At 62.5% G+C, this 24,356-nt stretch carries 24 protein-coding genes and 1 tRNA gene; 14 read left to right on the top strand and 11 right to left on the bottom strand.

The features are described from left to right. Nucleotides 1–94: 94 nt before the first annotated feature. Nucleotides 95–997: an aminoglycoside phosphotransferase family protein gene (locus tag IEX78_RS00185; RefSeq protein ID WP_188826664.1), complete on the top strand. Its 903-nt coding sequence runs from the start codon at nt 95–97 to the stop codon at nt 995–997. Between the two features lie 74 nt (nt 998–1,071). Here the strand turns inward: IEX78_RS00185 and IEX78_RS00190 are convergent, their stop codons facing one another. Then, nucleotides 1,072–1,980, bottom strand: a complete 909-nt coding sequence (locus tag IEX78_RS00190) for a helix-turn-helix transcriptional regulator (RefSeq protein ID WP_188826665.1) — start codon at nt 1,978–1,980, stop codon at nt 1,072–1,074. 69 nt (nt 1,981–2,049) lie between these two features. Between IEX78_RS00190 and IEX78_RS00195 the strand changes: the two genes are divergently transcribed. Both IEX78_RS00195 and IEX78_RS00200 read left to right on the top strand, forming a co-directional pair. Further along, the gene (locus IEX78_RS00195) at nt 2,050–3,156 is read left to right on the top strand and encodes a serine hydrolase domain-containing protein (protein ID WP_188826666.1); all 1,107 of its coding nucleotides are present in this window, start codon (nt 2,050–2,052) and stop codon (nt 3,154–3,156) included. An 88-nt stretch (nt 3,157–3,244) separates the two neighbouring features. After that, nucleotides 3,245–3,321: transfer RNA gene (locus IEX78_RS00200), tRNA-Pro, on the top strand. A 178-nt stretch (nt 3,322–3,499) separates the two neighbouring features. Here the strand turns inward: IEX78_RS00200 and IEX78_RS00205 are convergent. From IEX78_RS00205 to IEX78_RS00220, 4 genes are all read right to left on the bottom strand, one after another. Next, a complete protein-coding gene (locus IEX78_RS00205) occupies nt 3,500–4,759 on the bottom strand; it encodes a site-specific integrase (RefSeq protein ID WP_188826667.1) in 1,260 nt (419 codons plus the stop codon). Nucleotides 4,760–5,063: 304 nt separating this feature from the next. Further along, nucleotides 5,064–5,789 carry a TRADD-N-associated membrane domain-containing protein gene (locus tag IEX78_RS00210; protein ID WP_188826668.1) on the bottom strand — a complete coding sequence of 242 codons (726 nt, stop codon included), beginning with the start codon at nt 5,787–5,789 and terminating at the stop codon, nt 5,064–5,066. A gap of 896 nt (nt 5,790–6,685) precedes the next feature. Continuing rightward, on the bottom strand, nt 6,686–7,348 hold the full coding sequence (locus IEX78_RS00215) for a hypothetical protein (protein ID WP_188826669.1): 663 nt from the start codon (nt 7,346–7,348) through the stop codon (nt 6,686–6,688). 188 nt (nt 7,349–7,536) lie between these two features. Then, nucleotides 7,537–8,714, bottom strand: a protein-coding gene (locus IEX78_RS00220) for an IS3 family transposase (protein ID WP_229683604.1) whose coding sequence is annotated in 2 segments (ribosomal slippage) — nt 7,537–8,427 and nt 8,430–8,714 — 1,176 coding nt in all. Because the reading frame shifts where the segments join, the coding sequence is not laid out codon by codon here. A 309-nt stretch (nt 8,715–9,023) separates the two neighbouring features. Here IEX78_RS00220 and IEX78_RS00225 point away from each other — a divergent pair. From IEX78_RS00225 to IEX78_RS00245, 5 genes are all read left to right on the top strand, one after another. Next, entirely contained in the window at nt 9,024–9,959 is a 936-nt protein-coding gene (locus tag IEX78_RS00225) for an MDR family NADP-dependent oxidoreductase (protein ID WP_188826670.1), read from the top strand. 14 nt (nt 9,960–9,973) lie between these two features. After that, entirely contained in the window at nt 9,974–10,357 is a 384-nt protein-coding gene (locus IEX78_RS00230; RefSeq protein WP_188826671.1) for a MerR family transcriptional regulator, read from the top strand. 313 nt (nt 10,358–10,670) lie between these two features. Further along, nucleotides 10,671–11,822, top strand: a complete 1,152-nt coding sequence (locus tag IEX78_RS00235; protein WP_188826672.1) for an LLM class flavin-dependent oxidoreductase — start codon at nt 10,671–10,673, stop codon at nt 11,820–11,822. A gap of 86 nt (nt 11,823–11,908) precedes the next feature. Further along, nucleotides 11,909–12,406, top strand: a complete 498-nt coding sequence (locus IEX78_RS00240; protein ID WP_188826673.1) for a hypothetical protein — start codon at nt 11,909–11,911, stop codon at nt 12,404–12,406. 117 nt (nt 12,407–12,523) lie between these two features. Beyond that, nucleotides 12,524–13,525 (top strand): hypothetical protein, encoded by a 1,002-nt coding sequence (locus tag IEX78_RS00245; RefSeq protein ID WP_188826674.1) that lies wholly within the window; start codon nt 12,524–12,526, stop codon nt 13,523–13,525. 17 nt (nt 13,526–13,542) lie between these two features. Here IEX78_RS00245 and IEX78_RS00250 read toward each other — a convergent pair whose 3' ends face one another. Beyond that, nucleotides 13,543–15,696 carry a sensor histidine kinase gene (locus IEX78_RS00250; protein WP_188826675.1) on the bottom strand — a complete coding sequence of 718 codons (2,154 nt, stop codon included), beginning with the start codon at nt 15,694–15,696 and terminating at the stop codon, nt 13,543–13,545. After that, a complete protein-coding gene (locus IEX78_RS00255; protein WP_188826676.1) occupies nt 15,693–16,358 on the bottom strand; it encodes a sigma factor-like helix-turn-helix DNA-binding protein in 666 nt (221 codons plus the stop codon). The genes IEX78_RS00250 and IEX78_RS00255 overlap by 4 nt, the downstream gene beginning before the upstream one ends. 335 nt (nt 16,359–16,693) lie before the next feature. Between IEX78_RS00255 and IEX78_RS00260 the strand changes: the two genes are divergently transcribed. The 3 genes from IEX78_RS00260 (at nt 16,694) to IEX78_RS00270 (ending at nt 18,942) form a co-directional block, all read left to right on the top strand. Next, the gene (locus IEX78_RS00260) at nt 16,694–17,479 is read left to right on the top strand and encodes a hypothetical protein (RefSeq protein ID WP_188826677.1); all 786 of its coding nucleotides are present in this window, start codon (nt 16,694–16,696) and stop codon (nt 17,477–17,479) included. Between the two features lie 255 nt (nt 17,480–17,734). Next, a complete protein-coding gene (locus IEX78_RS00265) occupies nt 17,735–17,965 on the top strand; it encodes a CDGSH iron-sulfur domain-containing protein (RefSeq protein ID WP_229683605.1) in 231 nt (76 codons plus the stop codon). Next, entirely contained in the window at nt 17,962–18,942 is a 981-nt protein-coding gene (locus IEX78_RS00270; RefSeq protein WP_188826678.1) for an iron-containing redox enzyme family protein, read from the top strand. The genes IEX78_RS00265 and IEX78_RS00270 overlap by 4 nt, the downstream gene beginning before the upstream one ends. A 5-nt stretch (nt 18,943–18,947) precedes the next feature. Here IEX78_RS00270 and IEX78_RS00275 read toward each other — a convergent pair whose 3' ends face one another. Next, complete coding sequence (locus IEX78_RS00275; RefSeq protein ID WP_188826679.1) at nt 18,948–19,121, bottom strand: CsbD family protein; 174 nt, start codon at nt 19,119–19,121, stop codon at nt 18,948–18,950. A 187-nt stretch (nt 19,122–19,308) separates the two neighbouring features. Here IEX78_RS00275 and IEX78_RS00280 point away from each other — a divergent pair, with 187 nt between their 5' ends. Further along, nucleotides 19,309–19,605 (top strand): hypothetical protein, encoded by a 297-nt coding sequence (locus IEX78_RS00280; RefSeq protein ID WP_188826680.1) that lies wholly within the window; start codon nt 19,309–19,311, stop codon nt 19,603–19,605. Then, nucleotides 19,586–20,302 (top strand): HemK2/MTQ2 family protein methyltransferase, encoded by a 717-nt coding sequence (locus IEX78_RS00285; RefSeq protein ID WP_308426506.1) that lies wholly within the window; start codon nt 19,586–19,588, stop codon nt 20,300–20,302. The genes IEX78_RS00280 and IEX78_RS00285 overlap by 20 nt, the downstream gene beginning before the upstream one ends. Here the strand turns inward: IEX78_RS00285 and IEX78_RS00290 are convergent. Both IEX78_RS00290 and IEX78_RS00295 read right to left on the bottom strand, forming a co-directional pair. Continuing rightward, the gene (locus IEX78_RS00290) at nt 20,291–21,082 is read right to left on the bottom strand and encodes a SigB/SigF/SigG family RNA polymerase sigma factor (protein WP_188826681.1); all 792 of its coding nucleotides are present in this window, start codon (nt 21,080–21,082) and stop codon (nt 20,291–20,293) included. The two genes, IEX78_RS00285 and IEX78_RS00290, sit on opposite strands and share 12 nt — an antisense overlap. Nucleotides 21,083–21,183: 101 nt before the next feature. Further along, nucleotides 21,184–21,585, bottom strand: coding sequence for an anti-sigma factor (locus tag IEX78_RS00295; protein ID WP_188826682.1), 402 nt, complete (start codon nt 21,583–21,585; stop codon nt 21,184–21,186). Nucleotides 21,586–21,862: 277 nt separating this feature from the next. Here IEX78_RS00295 and IEX78_RS00300 point away from each other — a divergent pair, with 277 nt between their 5' ends. Beyond that, nucleotides 21,863–22,936, top strand: a complete 1,074-nt coding sequence (locus IEX78_RS00300) for a heme-binding protein (protein ID WP_229683772.1) — start codon at nt 21,863–21,865, stop codon at nt 22,934–22,936. On the opposite strand, the gene dctA is transcribed toward IEX78_RS00300, so the two are convergent. After that, on the bottom strand, nt 22,876–24,255 hold the full coding sequence (gene dctA, locus IEX78_RS00305) for a C4-dicarboxylate transporter DctA (RefSeq protein ID WP_188826684.1): 1,380 nt from the start codon (nt 24,253–24,255) through the stop codon (nt 22,876–22,878). The genes IEX78_RS00300 and dctA overlap by 61 nt on opposite strands. Nucleotides 24,256–24,356 lie beyond the last annotated feature (101 nt).

Below are 24,356 nucleotides of genomic sequence, written 5' to 3' on the forward strand. Positions count from 1 at the left end.
GAAACGCACTGAAATCGGCATTATCCTGCGTATTCTGGTCAGCAACAACCGGACGGTAACAGCCCGCCTCGCCCTGATTGCATAGGGTTGCATCATGATCGAGATCCCGGCTTCGTTCGCGGACGCAATAGCAAAACGCGAAGGACCCTCCGGGCGCGCCTGGATGGCAGAACTTCCCGCCCTTGTCGACGGTTTGCTTCAACGCTGGTCCTGCACACTGGCGGGCCCGGTTATGCATGGCCAGGTCGGAATCGTGGTGCCAGTGAATCACCGCGAGCTACCGCCATCGGTCATCAAAGTGTCGTACCCACACCCGGGCAACCTCCACGAACCGGACGCGTACGTGGCCTGGAACGGCCGCGGTTCGACGCATCTGTTCGCCCGCGCCGACGAGCATTTTGCGATGCTGCTTGAACGGGCATCGCAGCGCACACTCGCCACGGTCACCGATCCAGAAGAAGCCATCATGATCCAAGGTCGGCTCTCACACCGGCTCTCCGTAGCTGCGCCCTCCGGACTCCCTAAGTTGTCCGACCGGACCGATAGGTGGCACGACAAAATTCGCTCCACCGCAGCAACTTTCGGTCACCCACTGCCCAGCAAGATCATGGATGCCGCCATGGCCACTCTGCACGAGCTCGGACCTGAGCAACCGGACACCCTTGTGCACGGCGATCTACACGACGCCAACATCCTGGCATCAGATCGAGAATCCTGGCTTGCAGTCGACCCGAAAACCTACGTCGGCGACCCAGCCCACGAGGCACTCAATGTCATCCGTAGTCCCCGCTTCGACGGCCTGCTCCGGTCCTCGGACATGCAACCCGGAGTGCTTCGACTGCTTGACATCTATTGCGAAGCAGCGCAACTCGACTCCGAACGGACCCGTCGATGGACTCAGTTCGGCGCAGTCCGAGAAGCGATGTGGGGACGGCGTCACGGCGACCCCGATTGGCTGATCCAAGCTACCGATCGACTCGCCGAAGCGCTGGTTTGAGTCCGAAATATAAGAAGCGAACAACCGCAATTCGGCAGATGCGGATGCTTCGGGACCGCCCGATAAGCGGTATTTCAGTGCGTTCGGCCGCCGATCGGGGTGGGGTGGGTCCGGTCGGGGTGTTGGATGTGCGCGGACAGTTGTCGCAGGCGGTCCGCCGAAGCTGACTCGCGGGCCGCCGTGTACGTGACCAGCAGTTTTCCCGGTTCGTCGGGCAGGAAAGCGCCCTGGAAGCCGAGTGTCATGTCGCCCACGAGCGGGTGGTGCAGCAGGTATTCGCAATAGGACTTCTCGGCGACGTTGCGTTTGTCCCACAGGTCGCGGAAGGTCGTGCTACGGGTGAGCATGCGGGCGATGAGGTCGGTCATCTCGGTGTCGTTCGGGTAGCGGCTGTTCATCAGGCGCAGGAAGGCGACGTTGTCGCGTGCGCCGATCATCGGGTCGTCGAAGAGTGCTTGGATTCGTTCGTCTTCGAACAGCAGGTGCGACCAATTACGTTGCTGGACAGTCAGTTTCGCGAAGTCGACAAAGAGGGCGCTGGCGAGTTGGTTCCAGGCGAGGATGTCGGCCATCGGGCCAAGGATGTAGGCGGGGGTGTCGGCGAGCGAGTCGAGGAGGTCCTGGACGGCGGGGCGGACAACGCGTGATGCCGGTTCGGTCGACGGTGGACGGCTGAGATTGCGGACGTATTCGCGTTCGGCCGGGGTGAGGCGGAGTGCGTCGGCCACCGCGTCGAGCACCTCGTTCGAAACGCCTTGCACGCGACCCTGCTCAAGTCGCGTGTAGTAATCGACGCCGATTCCCGCCAGCGGCGCAACCTCCTCGCGGCGCAGCCCAACGACGCGGCGCCAGCGCCCCGATTCGCCAATCCCCACGTCGGCTGGTTCGAGCCGCGCTCTGCGTGACTTGAGGAACTCGCCAAGCTCGGCCGCCCGATTCATCGCCATATACCACTGGTACCAGGAGATCCAGGTATTAGTCATCCCAGGAACCGCTGACCGGGGAAAGAGTCGTCCTTGTTGATCGCAAGCGTGGCTAACAAGCTTGACGTCATGACAGTGAGAACAACTTTGAATGCCGTTGCCACCCAGCGTGTTATGGACGAGATCGTTGCCTCGGGCATCCTTGGCCTCACGGTGCGGGTCAACGATGAGCAAGGCGAGTGGGTTGGCAGCGCGGGTGCTGCCGCGTTGGGTGAGCCGGGTGAGCCGCCCGTCGACGGTCACGTTCGAATCGGCAGCAACACAAAGACTTTCACCGCGACACTGGCGCTCCAGCTCGTCGCCGAAGGCAAGATCGACCTGGATGCCCCGCTCGCCGGCTATCTGCCCGAGTTCGGGCTCGATGAGCGCGCCACGGTGCGAATGGTGTTGCAGCACACCAGCGGAATCTTCAACTTCACCGGCGAGTACTACGAGGACGGGACGATCGTGTCGGGCATCGCCGCGCCGGGCACGCCCCTCGGTGGCGAGTGGGTCGCCCGACGGTATGAGTCCTACCGGCCCGAAGAACTGGTGCGGCTTGCGTTGTCGAAGCCCGCGCGGTTCGAGCCGGGGACGGGGTGGAGCTACTCGAACACCAACTATGTGCTGGCTCGGTTGCTGATCGAGAAGGTGACGGGACGTTCGGTTGCGGAGGAGACGCGGCGGCTGATCGTCGGCCCGCTCGGGTTGTCGGGGACGGTGGTGCCGGGCACGTCGACGGTCCTTCCCGAGCCGCACGCGCACGCGTACTACCGACTCGGAGAAGGTGAGCCGGTCGACGTCACCGAACACAACCCGTCGTGGATCTCGGCGGGCGGCGACATGATCTCGACCACCGCCGACCTGCACACCTTCATTTCCGCACTGACCAGCGGGAAGCTGCTACCCGCGCCGCTGCTTTCGGAAATGTTCACCCCGGGCGCGACGGGCATCCCGAACATGGACTACGGGTTGGGGGTATTCGTCGTGACGACCGAGGATGGCAAAACCCTGATCTCGCACAACGGAGGAGCGGCGGGTCAGGCGGCGTTGATGTACAGCACGTTGGACGGTCGTAGAACGTTGACGGCCGCACTGAATTACGTGGACGACTCCGATTTGTCACTGGCGGTGGCGTTCCAGGTTGCGTCGCAGCGGTTGGTGGGCGAGGTGTATGGGGGTTCGACCCCGGAGTGACAGCACAAAACCGTCGTCTACCAGCCGATTAGTATCTCGCCGCCATCGTGAGGTAATCTTTCCGAGCACCCGGCGACGGGGGCAAGGACGGGCTGTGGCGCAGCTTGGTAGCGCACCTGACTGGGGGTCAGGTGGTCGCAGGTTCAAATCCTGTCAGCCCGACCAAAGAAACCCTCTCTGACCTGCGTCGGAGGGGGTTTTCTTGTGTCCTGGGATTTGACGTAGCTTGTCTCAAACGCACAAATATGACACAAAAATCGCCTGAGCGCCTGTTTGGCGGCCTTCCTGCCTGCTGGAAATCCACCCCAAACGGGCATTTGTAACCCAAATCGGGCAGCAGGGGTCAGGCGCGTTCGTCGGGGTTGCCGCGGGCCCACTGTTCGAGGATGTCGCGGTTGTCGGGTGCGGTGTCGGGGCGGTCGATGTAGTGGGTTTTGGCGATCGCGGTGGTATTGCCGAGTTGGCGGGCGGCGCGCTCGGGGTTGCCGGTGGCGGAGTCCACGGCAGTAGCGACGCCACGACGGAACGTCCTCGGGGTAACCCAGGCGAAGTTGTCGCCGCGGGCGGCGCGCCACACCCGACCGAAGTTGTTGGGGTTGCGGAAGGATCCGTTGCGGGCGGGGAACAGCACCCTCTCGGGGTTGGGTGTTTGGGTAACCTGGAGGTCGGCGATGGCGTCGCTGATCGCTTCGATGGTGTGGGCGGGTAGCAGGATTCGTCGCCACCCGTTCTCGGTTTTGGGGGTGGGTTTACGGGTCCAGCCGACACCGGGCACGTGTTCGAGGGTTCCGGTGACGTCGAGGAAGGGCGTTTCGGCGACGAGATCGATCTCGTCGAGCAGTAGTGCGAACACTTCGTAGGGCCGAACACCGGTGCCGGTGATGACGTCGACGACCCACACGATTGCCCAGTCGCGGGTGGGTCCGCTGACGTAGGCGGGAGTCCCGGGGATCTCGTCACCGTTGGCCCAGGCCCGTACTTGGTCGCGGAAGGCGGGTAGCGCTGCCATGTCAGCGACTTTCCCGCGTGCTGGTGCACGTCGTCGGCGGAAGCCGTCGACGCCGTTGATTGGGTTGGTGGAGAGGACGTCGTGGCGGACGGCGATTTGCATCATCGCACGCAGAATCAGCTTGTGTTGTTTGGCTTTTCGGCGCAGCCCGAGGGCAGTGATGCGTTTGATGTGGCGGTCGAGTTCGCCGGTGGTGGCTTGCCAGATTTGCAGGTGTCCGACGGTGTTCTCGATCTTGATCGTGTTTGGATTAGCGCACTTAGCGTGGGAGACCTCGATCTCACGGCGGTAGTCCTCGACTAGGCGTGGGCCGATGTCGGGGTCTTGATTCATCGCGGTCAGCAGTTGACGGGCCAACTCCATCAAGGTGGTGGTGCGGGTGACGGGGGTGTTGTCGGGGACTTCGTGGAAGTCCCGCATCGCCTCGGCGAGTCTGTCGGTCGCCGCGTTGGCAGTGGCACCGATGCGTTGGATTGAGGTGGTGCGCCAGGCGCCGTAGTAGCGGGTCGTGGTGCGCCAGGAGCCGTTGGGTTGTAGGCGTGGTTTGGAGGGGGTACTGAAGGTTCCTACTGGGCGAGGTGGTCGTCCAGACACGGTGTCTCCTAGCGTGTTTGAGGAGGGTCGGGCTGTGCGAGAGCGGAAGTCCAAAGGAGTGTGAAGTCGGTGATTGCCGGTGTCGGGGACAGCCGGACAGCAGGACAAGTGCCGACGGTGTTCGGTGATCAGTGCCAATGATGCACGCGCTGAGGGAAATTGACCGTGGCTGTCGGCAGGGATTGGCACTGAGGGACTCGTGGGCGCGAAGGTCTCGGGGGATGACCGTTGAGCTGACCCTGGACAGGCGCGACGCCGCGACAGAGCGCGTACTGGCCAGTCGCGGCGTAAATAGGCCTCTGAGTCAGAGCTCGCCTGCGGGTGACTCTCTTGACGCGTCTGGCTGCGTCGATTGTTCATGAGACAACGAGGGATGTCCCACTGCATTCCGGAGCTCAGGAACAAGGCCAGCTTGACCGAGCGCCGCAGCCACAACGAGCGCGTATTGCGGACCACGTTCACTTTCGGGAAGACGTTCGATCACCCGTTCAGCGGTAAGCAAATACGACTGCACCAACGGTTGTTCGAAATAGAATCGGACGTGCTGCTGCGCCGTCGTGTTGACCTGGATGAACGTCTTAGCGATGTAGCCACCCGTACCAGTCCCTACCGCTGCGATGATCGCTGCGGCGTACTTTGTCGCAGTCTCGTCAGCAGTAACCGCGATCCACATCCCGACGGCAACGATTCCTAGCCCAGCCGTCATCGCCAGCAAGCTGCTCCAGTGCGAAGTCCGGCCCTGCGAACGCGCTTGGATGTCGTATGCCTCCATTTGTCGCCGATTGACCTCCATCAGTTTGAGGAGATCATTTGGGCTGGATACGTTCTCGACAGCCTGATTGAGGGCTTCGCGCGCACCCGCAGACTTGCTTGCCGAGTCCTCCAATGCCGCGATTACGACCCAAAAGATGACCGGGCCGATCACGGCCACCACAGCACCGAAAATGAGGAGTGGTGTGAGGCCGTCAGGACTGTTGGACATGAATGTCGCGATAGGAAGAAAGGCAGTCAGGCTGGCGAGCGTGATCACCAATGATGTTCGTCGACGACTTCTCCGTGCAAGCGCCTCACTGGAGGTGCGGGCATCAATCATTCAGTCCCCCAATGCTATTGGCGGACAACGATACCTGAGGAGCGCGCTTGCGGAACCACAAATTCGCCGACGCGACTACAGGTTCAATTAGCACCAGCGAACGCCATTTAGCTCGGACCCCGACACCTAAACCTGGCCGTGGATGATCGCCGCGGGTTGGTGAGCCGCGTCAGGATTCGATGCTGTGCTTTCCGCGAGTGTGATCGAGAGCGCTTATGGCGCACCCAGTGTGGTCGCGGTGTACGACCGCGATTCACGGACAGGGATCCGATCGAACGGTTCGGCATCTGATGCCTGGGCACAGTGGGCGATGCCCGCTGTGCCAGGGCCAAGTAGCGAACCTTTCGGCGAGTTGTTAGCTCACCGTCCCACCGGAGACTTCCCGAATTCGGCTAACGAGCGCGCGAACGAATACAAGCTCGTTAAACGGTGTCACGTCGCCGCGATGACGGTGCCCCCTGACCTCATAGAACAGACAAGCGCGCAACAGATCCAGATCCGTAGGTAACTCGCCGTCCTGATCCCACGCTGTCGACACCCTGTTCGACTCCGACCAAAATGAGTCCGGGCCGTTAGCGAAGCTTCCGTATCCGCCAAACGTGTGGGCAAACTCGATCCATTCCTGTTCGCTCCCATGCTCGGACGGCACTACAAATCCGGTCGTCATGTCCAGAGAGCCTGCCAGAGGATCGGTCGCCGTGCGCGCCAGGCGGGAGTCTCGCGAGGTGAAATGCCGAGGCGGTATTCGAGACCTTTAATCGCCTTCGAGTGTGCCGTATGTGTCCTCTCTCCACCACGCCATCAACTCCAAAGGTCCTCGCCACGCAAGATCATCAACGCTGCACCTTGTGGTCGGCGTCCGTTGACCGGCCCTGCGCGATCAGTCGGCGGGTGGCATCCGCGAACGCGGTCAGGCGGCGCTCCCGGTTGAAGTCTTCTAAGACCTGATTTGACTCGACCGAAGGTGGCTGCGCCACAGCTTCGAAGGAGCGCCGCTCAATAACCCACAGGTGGTTGTTGTGCTGCGAGGCATAGGTTTGCGCCTGGGTGTCCAGGCGAACCCGGATAACCTTGTGCCTCGACCTCTTCTGTCGTCCATGCGAATCCGTGGTGCCCGGCGGCAGGTTGTAGTGAAACCCTTTCTCCTGCGCCGGAACCTCCTTAGGCTTTCCATCCGCTCGACCGCCAGTGCCGACACAGGAGTAGCCGTAACTGCCACGATTGTCCTGCGTGTGTATCGTCCACATGTCAGCAGCGAACGTGTACTGGTAGTGCCAAATGTCGGGAAACCACTTACTTCCACGCTGGAATTCAATCTCGAAGTCCTCAACGAAAAGCGGCACCGTCGGAATTCGATGCTTCCGCATCAACGATCGAAATTCGGTAACCCGTTCGTCATCCTCAGCTTTTCTGGCAGCCTGCCGGAGGAGTCGTTCGTCCTCATCTCTGGCCCGAGCCTTTTCGGTCTTCCGGATTTCGTCCTCAAGAGATCCCATTTTCGCCCTTCACCGCGTCGCCGTAAAGCAAGCTTCTTCGGCGAACTTCCGATTCACGCGCAGGTCCTGCGCCGGCGACCGCCACGCGCACGCTGCGGACGCTTGGACCGATTACGCTTCGCGCCATGCGCTCGCACGGTTCTTGTCTAACAGAGGGTTGGGACCGCTGCACGATCTGGTGACAGCAGTCAGGCCACTCGAAGAGTTGGCTTTGCCATGATGGCCTCGAACTCGACCGGCGTCAATTTACCGAGCCGGACCTGACGGCGACGCCGGTGGTAAGTCCGCTCAATCCAGCACACAATCGCGATCCGTAATTCCTCCCGCGTCGACCACGGCCGACGATCTAACACATTGCGCTGCAGCAACGCGAAGAACGATTCCATCGCCGCGTTGTCACCACAGGCACCGACTCGCCCCATCGATCCGACCATCTCCGCGATACCCAACGCGCGCACGAACTTTCGGGAACGAAATTGCGAGCCACGATCGCTGTGGACCACACAACCAGCGACAGATTCACCCACGGCGCGACGCCGAGCCACCGCTGAGGAAACCGCATCAACAGCCAATCGGGCCGTCATACGCGAGTCGATGGAATAGCCCACGATCCTGTTCGAGAACACGTCTTTGACCGCGCATAAATACAGTTTTCCTTCACCGGTTTCGTGTTCGGTAATATCGGTGAGCCACAACTGATTTGGCGCCTGGGCGAGGAACTGTCGTTCGACTAAATCGTCATGAACAGGAGGGCCAGAACGCTTATTCTTGGCACCTCGTTTCTTCCCGAAAACACTGAACCACCCGTTATCCGAACAGATCCGCCACGCCGTCCGCTCAGCCATCGGCTCGCTGGCATCGGCGGCTTCGTCCGCGAGAAACCGGTATCCGAACTCAGGGTCGTCGCGATGAGCATCAAAGAGCGCGTTCGCGCGGTAAGCCTGCTCAAGTTCTGCGGTCGTGACCGGGTTGGCGAGCCACCGATAGTACGGTTGGCGCGCGATTTTCAACACCCGGCACGTCACCGCGACAGCAATCCCGTCTGCGGCCAGCTCACGAACGAGCGGGTAGATCATTTTCCCGGCAGATTCGCCTGCGACAAATACGCTGCCGCGCGACGCAGCACCTCGTTTTCTTGTTCGAGGTCTTTAATGCGTCGGCGCGCGGCGACGAGTTCAGCGTTGCCGCCCACGGTGGTGGCCGATTGTCCCTGGTCAGCGGCATCGGCTTGTTTGAGCCAACTGGCTAGGCAGGACTCGCTGATGCCGACGTCGGCGGCGATTTGAGCGAGTTTTTGGCCGGGGCCGCGGTTGCGGGCCACGCGCACGACATCGTCGCGGAACTCTTTGGGGTAGGGCTTTGGCACGGTTTACATCCTTGCAGTGGTGCCACCCGGCACCACAGGTCAGGTGTCACCTAAGCGTGCAGCAGTCCCGTTCGCCGTTCAGCCACGCGGTCAGTCTTCTACGAGAATAGTTATCCTGCAACGCAACCGAGCCATATCGACAGAAAGCCGGTAGCTCGTACGGTCGGCCGACCCGCCGTTAACCGGTCGTTTTGGTTGGGGCATTTCTTCACGCCTGTATCAGCTCAACGCCAAGCCCTTACACCGCTCGCTTCCGCAGGCACTCACATCTTGACCTTGACGCATACGTCAACCTTTAGCGTCGGCCGCATGACCACAACGCGCGAAACACACCTCACCTCAACCGGACGACTGACGATCGTCGAAACGGTTCTCGCACCGCCGAAGTCAGGGCAAGTTCTGGTCCGCAACCACGTGATGGGTATCCGTGCCGCGATGAGGCTGCTGCTCGATGGCGGCGCACCCGGGATGCCGCCTTATCGCATCGGGCACGCACTATGGGGTCCGGCTGTTGGTGAAGTTATCGCGGGTGACTTAACGCGGGGAACGTTGGTCGCGCACCCGTTCGGCTGGCGCGAGCACGCCATTGTTGATGTCGAGCGGGCCCGGGTGCTGCCCGACTGGACCGATCCCGTTCTCGCACTTGCACAAACCGAACTGGCGCACGTCGCGCTGACGGTCGCAAGCCTGCGACCTGGCGAGACGGTGGTGGTTTCTAGCGCGGCTGGGTCGATCGGGTCTGTCGCCGGGACTATTGCGAAACTGCTCGGCGCGGGGCGCGTAGTTGGTAGCGCTTCCGCCAAAAAGCTGGCGTGGCTGACTGCGGAAGCGGGGTACGACGAGGCCGTTGACCGGCGCGATCCCGACTTCGTCGGCGCTCTTCGTCATGCCGCGCCTGACGGGGTTGACGTATTCCTCGACCTGACCGGCGGCGCGCAAACCCAGGCCGTCATCGAAGTCGCCAATCCGGGTGCGCGCATCATGGCGATCGGCACGCTCGCGTCGCGCGAGGACGTCGGGCTCGACCTGTCCACCCTGATCGCGAAACGAATCACCTTGCGCGGATTCACCGCACGCGACCACCCCGCCGCGTTGCAGCGGGCCGCTGACGAGATTCACACCTGGGCGACTGCGGGTCGAATCACGGTGCCCCACACCATGTTTCATGGGCTTGGCCAAGGTGAGACCGCGCTGACGGAGACGCTGGCGGGGGAACATACCGGTACCGTCTTAGTGACGATGTAGAGCGGAGGCTTCGGGTGCGGATCGGACAGGTCGCACGCGCGACGGGCACGACAACGCGCGCGCTGCGCTACTACGAACAGAAGGGCTTGCTCACCGCGAACCGAACAACCGCGGGCTACCGCGAATACGGCGACGAGGCCGTGACCCGGGTGCGCAATATTCGCGAATTGCAAAGCGTCGGATTCACGATCGACGACATCCGGCTGTTCACCGGCCTGCTTGACCGGCCGGTGCCGACGACGTTCACCGTCGTCAACACCGAGGTCTGCGGGACCGCGATGCACATCGCCCAACGGCGGCTACGGGCTATGGGCGAACGGATCGAACGACTGGCGGCTCTCTACGATGAGCTCGCGCGCCGCCTCGACGTGCCACCGTTATCCGTTGGTACGGACTGACAGGCCGCGCCACCTCGCCCATTCACCGAATGCGCGTTGCCCGCTCACGGCGTCAGTTTGCGCGTCCACCCGCTGTCGCCGACGAGTCCGCGCCGATCAGTGCGAGCGCTTTCCGAAAAATCTTGCGAGGCAAGGACTCCGGTGCAGGTGGCCGAGAACCCCGTCGGCGAGCACGGCACCGAAGCAGCGGTCGGTCTACCTACAGCCATGACTTATCTGGTCGGCCGATTCGCCGCCAAGCCCGCACCAAGAACCTGTCGATCAGAGAAAATGGTCGAGTACGCGGTGTGCCCGTCAACGTGAGGTGGGTTGGATGCGCAAGCAACGAGTTCGGGCCGGGGTGGTCGATCCCGGACTGCATAGTCGGTTCGTGCCCGACTTCACTCGCCGCAGCGCGCGGTTTAATGCCGCGACGACCGGTGCCGATTCGATCTGGGCGGTCGACCACCTGATTGGACTGTTCCCACAGTCGATCTGGTCACCAGCCAATGTGGGTGGTAGTCGGATCGCGCCGGCGTCCGACGCGTACTACGAGCCGTGGACCTTGCTCGGTTACTCCGCGGCAAAGAACCGGTGGCCTCGGCTGCGACTCGGCGTTGGCGTCACCGACACGGGCCGCCGCAATCCGGCGGTCACCGCGCAGGCCGCTGCCACCCTGCACCTGCTCACGGGCGGGCGTGCGATCCTCGGGATCGGACCCGGGGAGCGCGAAAACAACGAGCCCTACGGTGTCGAGTGGAAGCGCCCGGTCGCGCGGTTCGAGGAGGCGGTTGCCACGATTCGGGCGCTGTGGGCGTCGAACGGGGAGCCGATTTCTCGCGATTCGGAATTCTTCCCTCTCCGCGACGCGGTTTTCGCCCTGCCGCCCTATCGCGGCACCCGTCCTGAGCTGTGGATGGGCGCGCACGGTCCGCGAATGCTGCGGATAGCGGGGCAGTACGCGGACGGGTGGCTGCCAGCGTTCACCGGCAGCCCGTCGGAATACCGCGCCAACCTCGACAAAGTCCGTTCCGCCGCGACCAATGCGGGACGTGACCCAGACGCGATCGAGGCGGGTACCTGGTTCTTCGTTATCGCGGCTAAGTCAGCGGGGATCGTCGAGGAGATCCTCAACTCGCCCGTCGTTCGCGCGTACGGACTCGTCGCGCCAGCTGAAGCCTGGGCTCGGCACGGGGCGGAACACCCACTTGGCCCGACGTTCGCTGGTGGCCAAGACATTCTTCCGCAAACCATCGACGAAGCGACGGCGCTGGAGTACGGGCGTCGGGCACCGATGTCGCTGCTGCGGGAATTCTTCCTGGCAGGAACCCCTTCGGAAATTCTCGACCAGTTGGCTGAACGTCGCGATCACGGGCTGACCTATGCCGTGCTGGCCGATTTCGGGCTCGCCCACCCGCGACTGAGCGCTGGACTTGCGGCGTCGACTTCCTTTGCCAAGGTGGTGCGTGGGGTTCGCCGGTTGTGAGACGTCGTGGTGAGAAGCTCAGGCACCTGGTGTCCGACAGGACGAGAAGTGAGGCGGCGCAGGCGTTGTCGGCCTAGTGTGAGCCCGTGTCCCACGCCATTACCGCGTTAGTGCTACCCGACGCCCACGTGCCTGAGGTCGCGGCCCAATGGGATCTGCGAGCGGTCCCGCTCAACGGCAACCTGACACTTTTTCACGTAACGCACTGCTACGCGGCGTATTGGCAAGCAGTCCAAGGGGTCACGGGACACTTTGAAGTCGTTCCGGATCGGCCACCACAGCTACTGTTTCCGACGGAGAATGTGCTCCTTCAGACCGCGCGAGAACTGTCCGGTCGACCCAACCCGACTTTCGCGATCTTGATCACCGAATTCTACGGCGGCATGGGCTCCCAAGGCGCTGTTGTGTGCATCAATGGCGGCCCGATTCGGGCGACGACCGACATCAACGACGCGCTGCGCGAGCTGGGTATTAGCGCTGCTGACGGGTTGGACGAATTCGACACGGTCGGGCTGGGCAATCACCGGTCAACACCCGACTATCTCGATCATTACGACGACCTCTGCGACGAGCTTGGTGTTTGAGCGAAAGGAGGACGGCGCTTCGGGCCTTCGCAAGCCAACGAGTGCGGGTGCCGCGTACCCACCGCGGCAAACCGGCAAGTAGGTTGGGCGGGGACTTCTACTTGGGGGAGGGGCAGCATGAAACAGGTCCGGGGCACCATCTATGCCGCTGTCGCAACAGTATTCGTTGTGCTGTTCGCGGGAGGGTGTGTCTCGGAAGCGGATTCGGCACGCGACCTTCCACCCATCGGTGACATCGCAACACTGGATCCGTGCGGGTTCATCCCGGCCGACACTTTCGCCGACATAACGGATGTCAAACCCGAAATCGCTGTGCGGCCAACGAATTTCGTGCGGTGCAGCCTGCGTTTGGATTTGGTTGGCAGGCAAGACGATCGCGTCGCGGTGTGGACGATCATGAGCGCGCATACCACCGATCTTGATTCCACCGACGCGGTGTCGACGACGCGCGGGGGAATTCGGATCGCCAAAGGCACGTCGAACGAGGGTGCTTGGTGCGACGGGTCGGTCCGACTACCAAACGGTGCGGGCGTTGTCGTGCATGCCGCCGCCGATCGAAACGGCCGTCCGCTCAGCGACGTTAACGCCTGCCCGGTGCGCGACCGTGCGGTCGACGCCATCGTCGCGACCATGCGCGCCGGGAAATACCAACGCATCCCGTACGCGGGCGATTCACTGCGGGGGTACGCCCTGTGCAGCGCGTTGTCGGTCGCCGAGGTCAGGTCCGCGCTGACTATGCCGGGGCTGATTGACCAGTCCGTCGCGGCGGAACACGACTGTCAATGGCGTACCGTCGACGAGTCCGAACGACCGCCGGGCGCGATGATGTCGGTGTGGATCGATGATCCGAGCATCTACCTGGGCAATCGCGTGACCATTAATGGCTTCGCCGGGCGAGCGTGGGATATCAGCCAGTCGGATACGGGCCGCTGCATCGTCACCATCGCTGTCAAGAATTGGGACCCGTGGCCGGGCCTGCATCGTGCGAAACGCAAAAACAACTTGGCCGAAATCCTCTACACCCAGGTGATTCTTCCGAACCAGTCTGAGCCGGGACGGGCGTGCGAAGCGGCTAAAACGATTGCGGGACAGGCTCTTTCGCGGCGACCCGCTAGCTAGGGAACGCCTCCCGCCCTTTACGGGTAACTCCGCCGGAAGGTTCGCCCTTCATGTCGCCCTACCACCGTCGCCAACGTGGCTCGGTGTGCCGGGTTCACGCGCAGGGTGACCACGCTGTTCGGGCGTGCCTGATCTAGGCGATCCGCTGCCCAAGTCAGAAATAGGGTGCGTTGCTCAGGGGTCAGGGTCGCGAGGCGGTCGGCACCGTCGTCGAAAAGGTTCACGACCGCGCCACGGCGACGAGCGTTCCACGCTGCGTGCGTAACGAGCGGGTCGGCCAACCCCGGCGCGCGAGCGATCGAGCGCAGATGCGTCTCATGTAACAGCGCGACCTTTCGACTTTTGGGGTCTAACTGACCGTAAGTCGCTGCAACACAGAGCAACTCGTGAATCTCGGGGTCGAGAGTGGCGAGTTGGGATCGGCGCAGACTCAGTCGAGCAACCTGCTCAGCATGCCGCTCGGCTGCCGAAATCTCTTGCTGCCGAGCGACGAAGATGGCATTCGCCGCTGGGCGAATTGTGCGGGCGAAAATGGTTGCCATTGTCAACGGGGCAGCGTTGATTGTGGTGAGGACCAGCCCGAGAACCACGTCGCCCCCTACGTTGGCGGCCCATGCGATGGTGACGGCGCTCGTCATCGCGAAGCCGCCCCACCCCAACCCGGTCCTGCCGCGCACGCACAGAAACAGGCTCAGCGTCGTCGTAGCGAACAGCGGCCACAGTTGAGTCCCTGATGTCACTGGCCACGGAACCACCGCGCACACTAATGCGGTGCTGAGTGGTTGCGCGACCATGATCGCGATCCCGCTGCCGACCGGGACCGGGTCGCCCTGTGTCAGAAGCAAACTCAGCCCAGCCATCAGGAAAATGGCGATGGCGACACCAACAGGCCACCACGGCTCAACGCCTTCGTCAGCGGTGATCGCCTGCAGGGCTGTGCCGGTCAGGTAGCTCACCGCGGTAACGCGAGCGATCGGCTGACGCATGCCGAGCAATTGTCGAATGTCTGCGGGGTCGCCACTAGGTCGTCGCCAGCGCAAGTCGACGCGGACACCGCGCCCGGGCCGACCCCTCACCGTCGCGAACCCACCAGGGATGAGCGTGAGCCGCGCTTGGATGGACGTGACGCCAAGCCGATCGGCCGGAAGGTCGGAGCGACGGAACCCAGGCCCATCGTCGGTGATGGTCACGCGAACTCCACTGTCGCGCAAGCTAACTCGCACCTCACGTACGACGTCCGGTCCAGCGTGCCGCTGACTGTTGCGCAACGACTCCTGCACCCCCGCACAAATCGCCTCGATTACGTCGGCAGGATAGGCGGCATTCGCACGGCTGCGCCCGTGGATTCGGACCCCAGCGCCCACCTCACCGGCCGCGAGACGGAGGCGTGCGATCGCCTGCTTGGCAGGAATCGGCCGAGGCCTTGGCTCGTCTTCGGCGAGCGCGCGCAGTTTGTCGATGGTGATTCCGGCGTTTCGTTTGAGCTCGGGTGCAGGCGTGCTACCTCTGGCCGCGCCGAGCAACGTGGCAATCACCCAGGTGTGGACGAGGTCAACGAACAGGCGACGCTCCGCATCCTCGGCCGCTCGTGCCGCTCGCTGGCCAGCAAGAATGGGCGCCTGCGCGCGGGTGGCGTCAAGAGTGCGCGCCGTGCGGACGGCTATACAAGCCGCACCTACCAACAACAGGCTGTAGCTGACATTGGTGACCAGGTCAGCGAACCACCACGCTTCGGCAGCACCGCTCCGGTAGTTGAGCGCCTGGGTAATCGCCACCAACAACGCGGTGTAGGCGAGGGCGAAGCGGGCAGGCCACGTCACCGCCGCACACATGCCCGCTAGGCCCGGGATCGCCGAAAACCAGAGAAATGTCTCGGGCGGTGGAGATTCCGTCCACGCGGGAAGCCACAGCAATGCGGGAGGGAGGTAAGAAAGCGCGGCGGCAGTCGGTACGGTTCGGCGACCGGCGGCGAAGCGTGAATAGCTCGTCGCCGCGACAGCGCTTCCGGTTCCGAAAACCATCAAAACCGCTACCGGCGTCCACCATGCCGCGACTATGCGCGCCTCAGCGGCAATATGTGGAAGCAAAAGTAGGAAATAGGCAAGGTATCCGAAGCCAATGAAGCGGAGGTAAAGGCGAATGATACGTGCGCCCGGACCCTCTGTCGTCATCGGACTGATCGACGCGGGTGCGACCAAGGTCGCCGGACGAATCCGCCTAACCGCGCCGCGCGCGTCAATTCCGACCTCGATAAATTCGACTGGCCTAATTCGGCATAGGCCGATCGGATGCGCGTCAGGTATTCCTTCACCGTGTGCGGGCTGATATTCATAATTGCCGCGATGTCGCGCTCGGATTCTCCCGACGCGTAAAGCGCGAGGGTTCGCTGTTGTTGAGGGGGCAGCGTCGGTGCGAAAGCGGGGTCGGCGTCGATGACGGCGGCAAGTTCAAGCGATGTCGACTCTTCGCCGCGTGCCACCGCGCGAATAGCGGCGACAATGCGATCTTCGCTCGCGGACTTCAAGACGATGCCCGCAACACCAGCGCGCGCGGCCATCCGAACCAACTCGGGATCTTCGCCACCAGTGAAGACCAGAACGGGCCAGCCCCGCTCGCGCAAGAGCGTCGCGTTTTCAATCGGCGATGTGCCGTCGGCGAGGAGAAGGTCGAGCATCACCACGTCCAAAGTTGCTCCGCAGGTGAGCAATTCGGGGACAGTCTCGGCTGTTGCCACGATGGTGATTTCCGGGTGCGGCGCCAAGTATCCGCGTAGCGCGGACGTGGTGAAGCCGCATTGGTCATCTATCACGCCAAGCCGAACAGGAACGCTCATCGGACTACCTGTTTCTCGATGCCACCCTGCGAGACAATTGCGGCCTCGCGCCCAAAAGGATTGTAGCGGCATCTCTCGCGCGTGCCGATGTTTGCAGACAGTAACGATGTCCCGCGAAAGCGGGGACTGGGCGCCTTTTTTGCGCGCGGATATCTTACTGGCAGCGCACATTACGCAAGGAGAATGACGTGGCAGATACCAGTAGAGCCGCTTACGCGAACACCGTCACCGAAGCGGCGGTCGCTGAGCTAGATGCCCTAGCCAGCGCTGTTGCCGCGCGCCACCGCGGCGTCCCAACCGACATTAGGTTCGGGGCCGATAAGCGGGAGGGATGGGTGCTGGAAACGCGCATCACCGGCGTCACCGACGGTGAATACGAGTGGTGGCGCGGCACGAAGATCCTAGTTTTAATGCCTGACGGCGAACTGCTGCAAGTGAAGCGTTCACATACTCAAGTGCCGAGAAACCCGGATTTGGAGAAAATTGAAGACTCGGTGCAAGGTCTCGACATTGAGAACTGGGATCTGGTCTTTGAATCCTACGCGGCTCGGGATGGGTACAGCTGCTTCAAGACATCGAACTATCGGACTGATCGACATACTGGAGCGATCGTTGCCGCATTAGCGAAATTTGACGCCGACGACCACTCGGCTCGAAAGCCGATGCCGCCGGAACGTCGGCTGACCCATTATCAAGCCCGCGTGCGAAAGGAACTGGTGACTACAGCGATTATGCGCGCCGTGCTGGCTGGGATGACTTGGCTCATGCTCGCGGGCGGTATGAAGGTGATCGAATTCTTTTCCCGGCATTCTAGTCGCACGCCGGAAAATCCCGCGACCTTCTTCCTTTTCCCGGACGGGGCGTACAGCACGATCGCCCTCTCCGGTGTGGTCATTCTGGTCGCGGTCACCATGATTGACCTGGCCTGGCTCGACAAGCGACCGCCCCCCGACTTCACCGATTCGCTTTTCTGCTTCCTGGTTGGTGCGGCAATCGGTGCCGTGTGGTTCGGATATCTGGTCTTTTCCAGCCCCGCCCCAAGTGGTGCTGGCGTGTGGTGGACCATCCCGCTGTGTGGCGTCGTGGCGTACCTGTTGGCGCGGATGCGCCGGTGGGTGTAGTCACCGGGTGTTTCGTCAAGTCCCTAACGGAAAGGTGAAGGAAATGAACTGCAGCAAATGTCGGAGGTCCGTCCACGATTGTCCCGCGTGTAAAGGTCGCGGCGGCGGTCTGACTCCGCTGGGTGACCGCTTGCACTGCACCCAATGCACAGAGGGCGCGGTCTGCCGAGAGCACGGTAAGCACTGGAAGTAGGCGCGCCGAAATCGCGACCTCAAACAGCGGTTGAGCACAGCGGTGCCGGGTATGGCCCGCGTATGGACGAGACGACGAGGGCGCTCATGTCGGGCGCTGACGAGCGACGGCGGGTCGTGCTCACCGACGACGGGCCCGCGCTGATCGAAGGTCCGGTCGACCTGGTGACCGCCGACGGCATCGTTCTGCACTGCGACCGCTTCCAAGTGGCGCTGTGCCTGTGCCGCCGGTCGGCCACCTACCCGCTCTGCGATACCAGCCATCGACGCCGCAAGAGGCGAGGTACCCCATGACCGTCGAACACGCGCTGCCGCGTCCGCGCGGAGAACTATCCCGCGCGCTCATCGAATCCCTAAGCGGCCCACTAGGTTCCGCGCTCCCAACCCTCACGCCCGGCGACCCGCACGGCGACGACCACGCGCTCGCCCTCCACACCTGCTACGAACTGCACTACCAAGGGTTCGCTGGCGTCGACCCGGAGTGGGAATGGGACCCCGGTCTCCTCACACTGCGGCGCGACCTCGAAAACGAGCTGCTGACCGCGTTGTCGGACGAAGTAGCCGGCGGCGTTGATGTTGACGCCGAACTCGACCCACTGCTCGAACCAGCCGACTACACCGACGGCATCATCGGCTTCCTCTCCGACGAGGGCACCGCACAACATTTGCGCGAATATTTTGTGCACCGGTCGATATATCACCACATTGAGGCCGACCCCTACGCCTGGGTAATCCCTCGGTTGCGCGGACAACCCAAAGCCGCGTTGGTCGCGGTGGAATTCGACGAATTCGGTGGTGGCCGTGGTGAACGCGTGCATGCCCAACTTTTCGCCGACCTGCTCGCGGGCGCTGACCTCGACCCGGGCTATTTGAGCTACCTCGACCGCGTGCCCGCGCCCATGCTCACCGTGGTCAATATGATTTCCCTTTTCGGATTACATCGTCGGCTGCGTGGCGCGCTCGTCGGCCATTTTGCCGCGAATGAAATCACCTCATCCCCAGCATCGCGCCACCTCGCGAAAATCGCGGACGCGATGCTCGATCATCCCGCGTGTGTCGCTTTCTATATCGAACATGTCGAAGCGGACGCGGTTCACGAACAAATCATGCGTCGCGACGTTATCGCGGAAATGCTGAACGCCGAACCCGATATCGCACGCGACATCGTGTTCGGCGTTCAAGCGACAAACGTGGTCGAAGACCGTTTCGCCGCCTATGTGCTTTCGTGCTGGCGTGACCAACGCTCTTCGTTGCTACCAGCGCTCAGCTAAGGCGGTTAGCCCTTGAAGGCGTCCTTAACCTTCTCACCAGCATCTTTGATGTCTGCCTTGGACTGCTCGCCCCGGCCCTCGTTGGCCTTCTTATCGTCGTTGGTTGCTTCGCCAACCGCTTCCTTGGCCTTGCCAATCAACTTCTCGGCCTTGTTTTCCAGCTTGTCCGCAAAGCTCATCGCGGTATTCCTCTCAGACGTTCGCTCGACCAGTGGCTGTGGGCCGTCCTTGGGACCCAATAGCAGCAATACCCGACCCGAATGCGATCAAACAACTGAGGAATCGGCGATTGCGTACCGACCGACCGGGTATAGCCCCGTTGAGTCCTCGACACGAGGAGTCCCGATACGCAGAAAGGACGAACTCGTGAATATTTTGCCAGCACGTCACCATTTCCCTGACCATGCCCGCACCACGCGTCAGTACGCGGGGGAGGCGTTCGAAGACACGATGAACTGGCCCGGATTAGTGCTGATCGGCGTTGGGTTAGTTTTCGTTGCCGCCACCCTCACCGCGGCGGGCTACGGTTTCGCCGGGTGGGCGCTGATTGCCGGTATTTTGTGTGGTATTTGTCTCGTTGGCGGAATCGGTCTCGTCGCACTGGAACATCGGCATATTCGGACCAAGGATAAAAACGAAATGTGTGAATGGCCGAGGCGCTGACCCGGACATGGTCGGGCTGCCGATCATTCGCGCGCCGCGGGTGTACCCGCCCCAAGCCGACACGTGGTTGTTGCGGCGGGCGTTGTGCGCGTTGCCGTCCGCGCGGGGACTCCGCGTGCTCGACGCCTTCGCGGGAACGGGCGCGCTCACCTTGGCCGCCGCCGCGAATGGCGCGCGCACGGTGACCGCTATCGACAGGTCTCGGCCTGCGCTGTTGTCCACGTGGGCGAACTGCAGGCTGCGGGGAATCTCGGTCGAACTCATTCACGGCGACTTCACCACCGCGCTCGGGCTGCCCCGTTTCGACCTCGTCCTCGCCAACCCGCCCTACGTTCCCGCGGCACGGGACGGGCGCGGCGCGGGTTTGGCGTGGGACGCGGGCCAAGACGGTCGCCGCATCCTCGACCGGCTGTGCGCGGTATTGCCGAGTCTGCTCACGCCGCAGGGGATGGCGCTGATCGTCCACTCGACGATCAGCGACCCCCATCAAACGTTAAACAGCCTGCGCGACAACGGGGTTCACGCCCACGTCGTCGCGAAGCAAACCATCCCGTTCGGCCCGGTCATGCGTTCGCGAGTCGGCTGGCTGGCGGCCCAGGGCCACGTTGCCCCGGGCCAGCGGCATGAGGAACTCGTGGTGATTCGCGTCGACAATGCGCGGGTGCCAGCGGCGCGAATGCCAGCGTCACGCCGCTAGCGCTGGTTCGTCGAGCGCGCGAGCACGCAGCGACGCGAGCGTCCTCGACAACATCCGCGACACCTGCATCTGCGAGACGCCGAGTCGGGCGGCGATCTCGCTTTGCGTCAGCTCGCCGAAGAAGCGCATCGTGAGGACCTGGCGTTCGCGCGGCGGCAGGTCGGCGAGCAGCGGGCGCACCGTGATCGCGTTTTCGGTGAGCTCGTAGCACGATTCGTCGGCACCGAGCGTGGCACTGACCGCTTTGCTGAAACCGTCGTCGGCCCCGTCGATCGGGTTGGTTTGATAGCCGTTGCTCGCGACCATCGCGCGCGAAACCTCAAGCACATCAACGTCGAGTTCGGTGGCGAGCTCGCGGGCTGATGGCATGTGCCCGAGCCGTTGACACAGCTCTTCGACGGCAGGATTGATGCGTTGCTGCAGCTCTTTGAGTCGCCGGGGAACGTGCACCGCCCAGGTCCTGTCCCGAAAATGTCGGCGAACCTCGCCCATGATCGTGGGAATCGCGAAGGAAAGGAAGGTGTGGCCGCGTTCGGTGTCGAAGCGGTCGACGGCGAGCACGAGCCCAACTCGGGCGGTTTGCTCTAAGTCGTCGAACTGTTCGCCGCGTCCAGCGAACTTGCGGGCGATGTGGTCGGCCAGCGGCAGACACCGCTCAATCACCTCTGCCCGCAGGGTGTCGTGCTCTTCGCCCGCTGGTGCGGCGTCTAGTTCGGTGAACAGGTCCTCGATGTGGTCGTAACTGTCGCCGTGCGAAGGTGAAGTGGAATCTTCGTTCATCGCCGTGCTCCTCGTTTCCGCGCGTTTCGGGCATCGTCGGATACCTTCGAGTACCCGACTTGGGTGCCCGTTATGTCACCCGCGTTCCCTCAACAGTACGTCTAGTGCGGCTGACCTCGGTGAATCCAGCCAAAATAGATGGTCGTTGGGTACCCGTCGCGGTCATTGTCGAAGGCGTCGTAGGTCACCGACAGCGTGTCGGTGAGCGACGCGACCACATGCCAGCCGAAGCTGTTCTCGTCGATCGCCGCTGGCCGTTGCGCCACGTTCGACACCCGCGCGTCGAGCGTCCCCGCCCCGGTCGTGAACGCGCACGTGATAGCGGTGTCAGGGACGGCGGCGCGCATCAGCGTGGTGACGACTTCGTCGAGTGCCAGCATCAGATCGACGACGACGTCAAGGGCGAACCCGTTCACGAGCAGCATAGTTTCCGACATCGCGTGCGCCATCGTGAGGTGGTCCAGCGCGGCTGGCACCTCGAACCGAACAGTCGCCGCCTGCACAACGCCACCTCCCTCATCGCCCTAACCAGGGCCTACATAGGGCGCGTACCCCGTTCGCTCGGGGTTAAGCGCGATCGTTGACGCGCCGGAGCTTGGCCCGAAACTCAGCGTTGCGCGACCTAGGATCGGAGGACGCCGCCGACGCGTTCGCCGTGGGTACGCGTGGTCCGACAGCACGGGAAACCAACTCCGACGGGAGACACGAGTGGGTGCTTCATCGGTTCGATACGGCTCCGACAGTGACGGCACGCAACAGCACCTTGGTTTGCTCGGCGAAATGGCCGGGTCGTGGCAGGGGACAGGATTTAATCTGATCGCCCGCCCGGATTTCGCTGGGCACGCGAATCTTTACCTTCAGCTGAATCAAACTAGCGAAACTTACGATGTGAACCCGATTGGGTCGCCGGTGCCGAACCGCGCGTGCGGGTGCGACGGGGTCGACTTGTATGGGGTCACCTATTTGCACAAGGTTCGCGACGCCGCGACAGGCAGTGCGCTGCATATTGAACCGGGAATGTGGATGATCCAGCCGGTCGTCGATTATCCGCCGGAAAAGCCGCCGACTGGTGGGCAGATTGTGTACCGAATGGCGTCGATTCCGCACGGTAATTCGATTCTCGCGCAGGGTGCGGCAACGCGTTTTTCCGGAACACCGGTGCTGGCGACGTCGCAAGATCCGTTCGCGTTTTCGAGTTTCCTTTCGTTCAACAGCACGCCGATCACCGGCGTCGTCCCGCCTGCTGAGGCGATTATGAACGCGCACGGCACATCTGAGGCGGGCACGTCGCGCACCGACCACCTCAAACCGTTTCAGCAGTACGACCTCACCGTTCCCGAAGGGCCGAAAAACCCACGGACGCCGTACGATACGAACCCACCGGACCCAGCGCTGCCGAGTGAACTGCTCGGTGTCGCGATGCAGGACGTGGTGAACGACCCGATCACGCTTTTGCAGTCGGTGGTGCGGAAACAGGTGGCCGAGGGATACAGCTTCGAAGGTGTCGCGATTAATGTCATGACCCAGGCCAGGGTCGGTTTCCGCAACAAGGTCAACGACCCGTACGGCCCGTACACGACGGTGCACCCACCGAATTCTGATGGGGGACTGACAAATTCGCCCTTCCTCCTGGGCGGCGTGCCCACCGGCGGCATGGGCCCGAACGCGCAAACAACCCTCGTTTACGCGACGTTGTGGATCGAGAAACTCACCCACCCGACCAGACCGCCGATGATGCAATTGCAGTACGCGCAAATGTGCGTGATCAATTTCCGAATTCTGTTGATGCCGAATCAGGGCATCGTTGGCTGGCCGCACGTTTCGGTGGCGACATTGCGCAAAAGTTTCGGCTGATCGTCGCTCGCATTGAGCACTTCACGCATGCGTTCCTTGTCGAGTTGGCCTTCCCAATTCGCGACAACGAACGTGGCGACGCAGTTGCCCAACAAGTTCACCGAAACCCGCATCGAGTCCATGATGCGGTCCGCACCAAGCAAGAGGGCAACGGCGGCAACGGGAATCGCGCCGTGCCCGATCGCGGCGATCGTCGCCGACAGCGCGAGGAACGACGACCCCGGCACGCCCGCCATGCCTTTCGACGTGAGCATCAGCACCAGCACGGCGGTGATCTGTTCACCTAGCGACAGGTCGACGCCAAGTGCTTGCGCGAGAAACAGGGTGCAAATCGAGAGATAAAGCGTTGCGCCGTCGAGGTTGAACGAATACCCCGTCGGCACAACGAGTCCCGTTGTCGTTGGCGAACATCCAGCGTTATTCAGCTTGGTCATAATGCGCGGCAAAACCACTTCGGTTGACGCGGTGCCAAGCGCGAGGAAGAACTCGTCCTTGACGTAAACCAGGAACTTCCACAGGTTCACGCCAGCAAGGAACCAGGCGATCGCGGCCAAGATCAAGATAAACAGTAACGCCGCCAAATAGCATGCGGCAATGAGCTTTCCGTAGCTGGCGAGCGAGCCGATCCCGTATTGGCCGATGATGTACGCCATCGCACCGAACGCGCCGAGCGGGGCAAGCCGCATGACCCAGCCGATGATCGTGAAGAAAATGTGGCTCAGGTGGTCGATGAATTCGAAGATCACCGGCGGTCCCGTTTCGCCGAACTTGGCTAGCGCGAGCCCGAACAGCACCGCGAAAAAGAGCACCTGCAACAGGGCATTCTCGGCGAACGCCGACATCACCGAGGTCGGAATGATGTTGAGCAGGAATTGAACCGTGTGCGGCAGTTCGCCGTTGCCGGTCTTCTTTGCCACGGCTTCCGCGCCATTGGCCAGCGTTTCCGGCGAGATGCTAAACCCCGCGCCCGGCTTGACGATATTGCCAACGACCAGGCCAAACAGGAGAGCGAAGGTGGTCACCACTTCGAAGTAGATCAGCGCCTTCACCCCGATCCGCCCGACGGCCTTCAAATCGCCAACGTGGGCGATGCCGATCACCACTGTGCAGAAGATGATCGGGGCGATCAGCATCTTGATGAGCTTGATGAACCCGTCGGCGAGCGGCTTGAAGTGGGCACCCATGTCGGGCCAGAGCCAGCCGACGAGGATGCCCGCGACAATCGCGACGAGAAGTTGGAGAAAGAGGGACGTGTACCAGGGCGGTTTGTTCGCAAGCCGGACCATTTCACTGCTCGGCGGCGTGATCGTGCTTTCCATTGTCCGACAATAGGAATCGGCTGTTACTCAGGCGTTAAGGATGGATACGGAGACTGTTCCGAAAGGAAGCATCGTCGGCGGGGAAGGTAATCGCTTGGGTC

This window comes from Nocardia camponoti, assembly GCF_014646135.1.
Classification (GTDB): Bacteria; Actinomycetota; Actinomycetes; order Mycobacteriales; family Mycobacteriaceae; genus Nocardia; species Nocardia camponoti.